Genomic DNA, 7,438 nt, shown 5'->3' with positions numbered 1-7,438 from the left:
ACTCACATTGTTGGTTGTGAGCTGAACAGCGCGTATTTGTAAGGTTTTAGCATCTATACCCATATGTAATTTACGCCATTGGCGACGATATTCAGACTGATGTTTTTTACGCTTCCATTCACCCTCACCTAAGAATTTCAGACCTGTAGAGTCAACGATTAGATACAGTCCATCACAACTTTTTTGATAGCTAATCACAATATCAATATGCTGTTGTCGTCTACAAATTGTAGTGTAGTCTGGCGCTATCCAATTTAACCCACAAAGATGGATGAGACTTTGAACAAAGCCAGTGACCATGCGTAAAGACAATCGGAAGAGAGATTTAATCATTAGGCAGCATTGGATAGCTGCGTCGGAGTAAGTTTGATTTCGTCCTTGTTTGCCTTTTGATGGGGCATACCATTGCGTAGCAGGATCAAACCAAATGGCAATATTTCCACGATTAATGAGAGCTCGGTTATATGAAGACCAATTGGTTGTGCGATAAATTTTAGGTGTCGACTTATTCATTTGAAAATTATATTGTGGAATAAGCCTTTAGAGATAGGTTTGTGCAACAAAGCCATTGCCAATTATATGTTCCATAACAAGGATTTCCCTGTTTTGAATAACCATGAGGTCTATGTTCATGAGATTTAAATCCACTTTCATCAAGATAGATGATTGGGTGTTGATACCTTAATCGGTTTAAATCTTTTAAATACTGCTCTCTGAGTTCTGTTTTTGCTTTCGGGTGCAGTAAGGTCTTTTTTTAACTGTGATATTTAGATCCTTGAGCGCATCTCCAATTGTAGAAATACCACAACCAAAACGAGCAGCGCGTTCATATTGATAATCATCAGGATATTGCTCAACATCTGCACGTAAGGCATCATCATCAACTTTAGATGGTTTTCTTGGTCGAGTTCTTTTTATTTCGATTCGCTTTTTTCCATTCGACAATTGTATTTTTATCAATTTCGAAGTGCTGAGCAACCGCTCGAATAGATTGGCCTTCTTCAAGCTTGGCTAATATTTTCTTTCTAAAATGTATTGGATAACTCATATCGGTATTGTATTGGTTTTTTTGCGTGCTTACTATATGGACACGGGTGCGGCGATGAGGTGCTCAAGCACTTTGCTGCACGGTTGAGGGAACACATTCGCGCAACCGACATGGCTGCCCGGATTGGGGGGAGGAATTCGCTGTGTTGTTGGAAGCGGCATCGATTGAAGACGCCCAAGTATGGGCGGAGCGATTTCGTCAAGACGTTGCGACGACAGCGGTGGTGTGTGGAGAGGTGTCGATCAGCTATAGCGCCAGCATGGGGGTGGCCCCCTTGACGTCTGCTTAAACTCTTCCGAGCAGGTGATGCAGCAGGCGGACAGCGCGCTCTACCAGGCAAAAAGACAAGGGCGCAACCAAGTTGTGGGCGCACAAGTATTTCAGAATTGAGAGGAATGGCGATGAAGGAAAAGCAACTGGACCCGATCAAAACATTTCGTGCCCAATGGGCAGTGATGACGTTCTACGAGCGCTTCGAACAGGTGATCGCGCTCGCGCTGTCCGCAATCATTGCCGTGATCATCGTGGTCTCGCTGCTGCAGCTGATCTCGATCGTCTTCAGCCTGCTGGTCATCGATGCGTTCAATCCGCTCGATCACAAGGTCTTCCAGACCGTGTTCGGCATGATCATGACGCTGCTCATCGCCATGGAGTTTAAGCATTCCATCGTGCGGGTGGCCTTGCGCCGCGATAGCATCATCCAAGTCAAGACGGTGATCCTGATCGGGCTGATCGCCCTGGCGCGCAAGTTCGTGATCCTCGACCCGGAGACCAGCCCCGCCAAGATCGCGGCGCTCGCAGGCGCGATGCTGGCCCTCGGGGCGACTTACTGGCTGCTGCGCGAGCGCGATGACCGGGCCGCTGGGGAAAGCCCAAATGAGCCATCGTGATCGGCGCCACGCGCAGGCTGCCGGCGCGCGGCATCGCTGGCTCAATCGCCTGCAAACCGCGCTGTTGGTGCTGACCCTGCTCGGGATTGCCGCCGTCGCCGGCAGCCTGCTGTTGGGTGACAGCGCTCTGTGGCTGGCGCTGGCGGCCGCGGGGTTCACCCTGCTGCTCGAACCGGCGGCGGCTTCCGGGCTGACCCTGCGGCTGTATGGCGCACGCCCTCTGCACCCGAATGAAGCGCCCGATCTTTGGGCTGTGTTGCGCGAACTGGCGGCGCGGGCCGGGTTGCCTGCCGTGCCGGTACCGCACTACGTGCCCAGCGGGGTCGTCAACGCCTTCGCCACCGGTACGAAGCATCACGCGGCCATCGCGCTGACCGACGGTCTGCTGCGTAGCCTCACGCTCCGCGAGTTGACCGGCGTGCTCGGCCACGAAATCGCGCATATTGCGAACGAGGATTTGCGTGTCATGGGGCTGGCCGATTCCATCAGCCGGCTCACCCATCTTCTGGCCTTGTTGGGGCAAATCATGCTCCTCTTCAGCCTGCCGGCCTTACTGTGGGGCACAGTCGCTATCCAGTGGCCGGCGCTGCTGTTGCTGGCCGTTTCGCCGCAGCTCGCGCTGCTGGCGCAACTGGGTTTGTCGCGGGTGCGCGAATTCGACGCCGACCGGCTCACCGCCGAATTGACCGGCGACCCACAGGGATTGGCTTTGGCGCTCGCCAAGATCGAGCGGGAGAGTCGCGCCTGGCTGCTGCCCGGATGGGGCAACCCGGAACCCTCCTGGTTGCGCACGCATCCGGCGACGCCAGAGCGCATCCAACGCTTGCGGGAATTGGCTGATTCGATGGCACCGCAACCGCTTCATTCCAGCCCATTTCTGCCAGACATCCCCTTGGCGCCACGCCCACCGCGTTGGCGCGCCAGCGGTGTCTGGCGCTGATTTCAACAAGGAGAATGGCATGACCTACCCCGATCTCAACAGCCGCCCGGCGCCGGACCGATTCATCCGGCGCTGGCTCGTCATCACTGGCTGCATCGCCGCACTCATGCTGCTGTGGCAGTTCTTGCCTGCCATCGAAGCCTGGTTCAGTCCGCGCGAAGCGGCCGAGCGCACGGTGACACCGCGTGGTGATCTGGCGGCAGACGAGCAGACCACCATCCAACTGTTCGAGAAATCGCGCGGGTCGGTGGTTTACATCACCACGGCGCAACTGGTGCGTGACGTCTGGTCGCGCAATGTCTTTTCCGTGCCGCGCGGCACCGGCTCCGGCTTCATCTGGGACGATGCCGGCCACGTGGTGACCAACTTCCACGTCATCCAGGGGGCATCGTCTGCCACGGTCAAACTGGCCGACGGTCGCGATTATCAGGCTGCGCTGGTGGGCGCCAGCCCCGAGCACGACATCGCCGTGCTCAAGATCGGCGTCGGCTTCAAGCGCCCGCCAGCTGTGCCGGTGGGCACCAGTGCCGACCTCAAGGTCGGGCAGAAAGTGTTCGCTATCGGCAATCCCTTCGGATTGGACTGGACGCTCACCACCGGCATCGTCTCGGCGCTCGACCGCACCCTCGACGGCGAAGGGGGCGGGCCTGCCATCGATCACCTGATCCAGACCGACGCCGCTATCAACCCCGGCAACTCCGGCGGCCCGCTGCTCGATTCGGCTGGGCGGCTGATCGGCATCAACACCGCCATCTACAGCCCTTCGGGCGCGTCCGCTGGCATCGGTTTCGCTGTGCCGGTGGATACCGTCATGCGCGTGGTGCCGCAACTCATAAAGACCGGCAAGTACATCCGTCCGGCGCTGGGCATCGAGGTGGATGAGCAGCTCAACGCGCGTCTGCAGGCGCTGACCGGTAGTAAGGGCGTATTCGTATTGCGCGTGACGCCGGGCTCGGTGGCGCACAGGGCCGGGCTCGTCGGCGTCGAGGTCACCGCAGGCGGCATCGTGCCCGGCGATCGCGTTATCAGCATCGACGGTATCGCCGTCGACGACGTCACCACATTACAGGCCCGGCTAGACGACAAGAACGTTGGAGATGTTGTGGTCTTGTTAGTGGAGCGGGCCGGCAAGACTCGCGAGATGCTTGTGGAACTACAACCGGGAGTTTGATGGAAAGTGGGTCATGGATCTGCACAGCGAAGCAGTCAAGCGACTTCAGCCTTGCGCCGAACTACGAGCCCTAGCTAGTGCAGTGGGGGGAAGGCTGTTTAGGTTAAATGGATATAAGGGAGTCATTTTTGATTGTGTTTTTAAAAGAAGATGTTGATTTTTTTGGGTAAGCATTTAGGGCGTCCAAGGGTTGGAGCAGTTGGCACGGATGAGAGAGCTCAATGCTCGCTAGGGATTGGATCTATGTGTTTTTTCTGACTGACTGCTTACGTGTTGGAACGGGCAACATCGGAAAAGGATGAATTTTTATTTTCACCATTTACCGTATTTTTCGAGCCTGGGCGAAAATTAGGATGATACTTTAGCGCCCTTAATCATTCTCCCATGAAAGGCAAAACGATCCAGTCTCGGGTGTAAGTGCTCACAACATACTGATATAAAATGGATTTTTTATGAATAGGAGAGCGCGCGACGTTTCTCTCTGTTTTTAGGGTTAGGATGAAACTTAACCTTGGTGAAAGATGTGACCAAGATTATGACTAGATTAATAAGTCTTTATTTTTAAAGACTTATTTTATATTTTCTTTTAGTCATAATTTTAGTCATAAAATATAGAAAAACTAGATCAAAATACAACCAAATAAGTCATAAAAAACCGATTCCATTTTAAATCTATGGTTCAAATCGATAAAGCATTTGGTTCATTTCAATTATTAGATTAAAACAAGGCTCATGTCGAACACCAAACTTTTAGGTCAGCTCTTGTTGTTTTCTTTATGTACGATTCAGTACATGCTAATAACTTTGATATCTCTTCGGTAATAACTGATTTACTTAAGCCGGGCTGAACAATTGTTACCTCTAATTTAATTGGCATCGTATTTGCCATATTTCTATATTTTTCTAAGTCAGCTAACTCACCTTTTACAAATCTACTAAAACCTTCAGATAGCCATTTATTGTTACGACCGTTGATATGTTTGAATAAGTGTTTTAGACCCGCATGTTTCCAACGTATAGAACGCTGAGCTTGTCCACAAACTTCATACATATCAGCTAATCTTCGACCAGCTTCAGGCGAACTTGAATATTTACAATGATATAAACTTAGAATTATTTCGTTATTCTCTTGTCTTAAAGCGACTAGATCAGCAATTTCACCACTGCCATCATCATTAATTATTATTTCAAATTGATCTTGAATCATACTCAAAGTTTGAAATTGGACAGTATTTTTAGTTTGGGCTTTCCCCATTGATTCTTTAGTAATATCTACAGTCCAATTAATTTGATTCAAACCATCTACATCGAAGGTATTGTCTATTAAATTTATTTGGATCAAATAACAGTTATAACTCATTGAACCATCAACATAATGGATCCTAACTGGATCTTTCACCATTTTTTCCTCGAAAGAAATAGTTGAACTATGAGTCTTAATAGATATTAAACTTCCTTCAACATGTTCATACATGTAGCCTGAGGGAAATTGATCTGAAATATTTAAGCGATATAAACCAAAGAGATCTTCTGTATAGATTTTTATATAAAGTTGCTCAGATTCATCCTTAAAAACGTTTAGATCAGCTAAAAACAAAGGAATTTCTGTCTGATCAAACAAAATATTTACTTTATCTTCAAATGCATTTTGTAGCGTTTCTCCCCATTCTGCAAACAGAGGGTAATATTTATACGCTTTATTAATTCGAATTGGTTTTAGAAAGTCTTTAACTAAATTATTCACATCTATTTCATCTTCAGAGTGAATTTTATCCCAAGCATTCTGACTCCATTCTTGCCAATCAACAAGATTCCCTGCTTTTGGTGACCAAATCTTTCCTTTCTTTTGTGAACATCCCCAAATGATATACGCTGAATTATCAGGAGACTTTCCCTTGGGAGATTCTAGGCAGCCAACTTATAAAAGTCTTCGGCCATTTGATTTGGTGTCTTAAAACCCAAACCCTTTTGAATTCTTCGATGATTATAAAATAATTCAATGTATTTTATAATATCTGCTTTGGCTTCTTCTCTGGTTTGATAGTTGTAATGATGCACTAACTCATTTTTCAGTATTCCCCAAAAGTGAACCGTACCGGGTTTGTCGGAGACTTTTTTATTTAAGTTAGGCCACCTGACCTAACGGGTTAATCTTATCATAGTACATTGCTTCAAACTCAAAAGGCGATACATAACCCAGTGCACTGTGTACACGCTTTTTATTGAACCAATCTACCCAGTTTAGTGTCGCAAGTTGTACATCTGCTAAACCTTGCCAATCTGCTTTTAGATATTCAATCACCTCTGTTTTGTATAAGCCATTCACCGTTTCAGCCAAAGCATTATCGTATGAATCACCAGTCGTACCGACTGATGCTCGTAAATTTGCTGCTTCTAAACGATGGGTATAACGAATGGAAAGATATTGCACACCTCTGTCGGAATGATGAATCACATTCTTTGGCATGCCTCGATCATGCAATGCTTGCTCTAATGCATCGAGCACCATATCTGTATTCATTCGTGTAGATACTTTCCAGCCAACAATTGCTCGTGAGAACACATCAATAATAAAGGCGGTATAGACCCAGCCTGAATGAGTTTGAATATACGTAAAGTCACTGACCCACAGTTGGTCAGGATGATCAGCAGTAAAATTACGTTTCACTAAATCATCTGCTCGTTTTTGGTCATCTCGGCTACGGGTGGTTTGTTTGTTCTTACCTCGCCAAACACCTTGTATACCTAGCTTTTTCATTAATCGAGCAACAGTACAGCGTGCAATAATATAGCCTTCACGTTTCAGTTTTTGCCAGACTTTACGTACACCATACCGACCTGAACTTTCCTTCCAAATTCGTTTAATCTCCTCAGCATGATGCAAGTCATGTAAATCTCGCTTTGCTCGATGTTCTGGATTTTCGCAGAGATCTAGAGTCCGGTAATAGGTTGAGGGTGCGATCGGTAAAATTCTACAAATCGCCTCGACTCCGTACAGCTCTTTATTATTATGGATAAAATCCACCATTATTTGTGTGGGCGGTCGAGCTCCGCCTGGGCGAAAAAAGCGGCTGCTTTACGTAGAATCTCATTGGCGCGTTGCAGTTCTTTATTTTCACGTTCGAGTTGTTTAATACGTTCTTGATCTGAAAGCTGCTGTACTTTAACTGGATTTAGTTTATCTAAATATTTTTGATACCAAACACGTAGTGTTTCAGGAGTACAACCTATCTTGGGAGCAATAGCGGTGATCGCAGCCCAATTCGATGGATAATCTTTTTCAGATTCAATCAATAATTGAACCGCTCTTTCTCTGATTTCAGGGGTATATTTTAATTTTGTCATCGGGATAGTCTCTCAGAATATTGACTCTCCGACAAACCCGGTAC

At 47.9% G+C, this 7,438-nt stretch carries 6 protein-coding genes, 3 pseudogenes and 1 other annotated feature; of the genes and pseudogenes, 4 read left to right on the top strand and 5 right to left on the bottom strand.

All coding sequences use genetic code 11. The features are described 5' to 3' along the window. Positions 1–513: pseudogene (locus tag MKL33_RS15085) on the bottom strand (IS5-like element ISAba13 family transposase); the annotation flags it as partial. Positions 514–699: 186 nt separating this feature from the next. Then, positions 700–1,048, bottom strand: a pseudogene (locus MKL33_RS15080) (IS630 transposase-related protein). Between MKL33_RS15080 and MKL33_RS20695 the strand changes: the two are divergent. From MKL33_RS20695 to MKL33_RS15065, 4 genes are all read left to right on the top strand, one after another. Next, positions 1,036–1,326, top strand: coding sequence for a diguanylate cyclase domain-containing protein (locus MKL33_RS20695; protein WP_431732262.1), 291 nt, complete (start codon positions 1,036–1,038; stop codon positions 1,324–1,326). The pseudogene MKL33_RS15080 and the gene MKL33_RS20695 overlap by 13 nt on opposite strands. 123 nt (positions 1,327–1,449) lie before the next feature. Next, complete coding sequence (locus MKL33_RS15075; protein WP_005130182.1) at positions 1,450–1,938, top strand: phosphate-starvation-inducible PsiE family protein; 489 nt, start codon at positions 1,450–1,452, stop codon at positions 1,936–1,938. Further along, positions 1,925–2,878 (top strand): zinc metalloprotease HtpX, encoded by a 954-nt coding sequence (locus MKL33_RS15070; protein WP_005130184.1) that lies wholly within the window; start codon positions 1,925–1,927, stop codon positions 2,876–2,878. Before MKL33_RS15075 ends, MKL33_RS15070 begins: the two co-directional genes overlap by 14 nt. 19 nt (positions 2,879–2,897) lie before the next feature. After that, entirely contained in the window at positions 2,898–4,049 is a 1,152-nt protein-coding gene (locus tag MKL33_RS15065; protein ID WP_000221973.1) for a S1C family serine protease, read from the top strand. A 730-nt stretch (positions 4,050–4,779) separates the two neighbouring features. Here the strand turns inward: MKL33_RS15065 and MKL33_RS15060 are convergent. From MKL33_RS15060 to MKL33_RS15050, 3 genes and pseudogenes are all read right to left on the bottom strand, one after another. Continuing rightward, positions 4,780–5,793, bottom strand: a complete 1,014-nt coding sequence (locus MKL33_RS15060; RefSeq protein ID WP_228132080.1) for a hypothetical protein — start codon at positions 5,791–5,793, stop codon at positions 4,780–4,782. Positions 5,794–5,954: 161 nt separating this feature from the next. Next, positions 5,955–6,134: pseudogene (locus MKL33_RS15055) on the bottom strand (IS3 family transposase); the annotation flags it as partial. Positions 6,135–6,174: 40 nt separating this feature from the next. Continuing rightward, positions 6,175–7,394, bottom strand: a protein-coding gene (locus MKL33_RS15050; protein ID WP_103270969.1) for an IS3 family transposase whose coding sequence is annotated in 2 segments (ribosomal slippage) — positions 6,175–7,118 and positions 7,118–7,394 — 1,221 coding nt in all. Because the reading frame shifts where the segments join, the coding sequence is not laid out codon by codon here. Beyond that, positions 7,003–7,119 (bottom strand) — a sequence feature (AL1L pseudoknot). (Overlaps the previous gene by 117 nt.) Positions 7,395–7,438 lie beyond the last annotated feature (44 nt).

This window comes from Acinetobacter sp. AOR43_HL (genome assembly GCF_027854635.1).
Classification (GTDB): Bacteria; Pseudomonadota; Gammaproteobacteria; order Pseudomonadales; family Moraxellaceae; genus Acinetobacter; species Acinetobacter pittii.
This window is presented reverse-complemented; position numbering and strand designations above follow the sequence as displayed.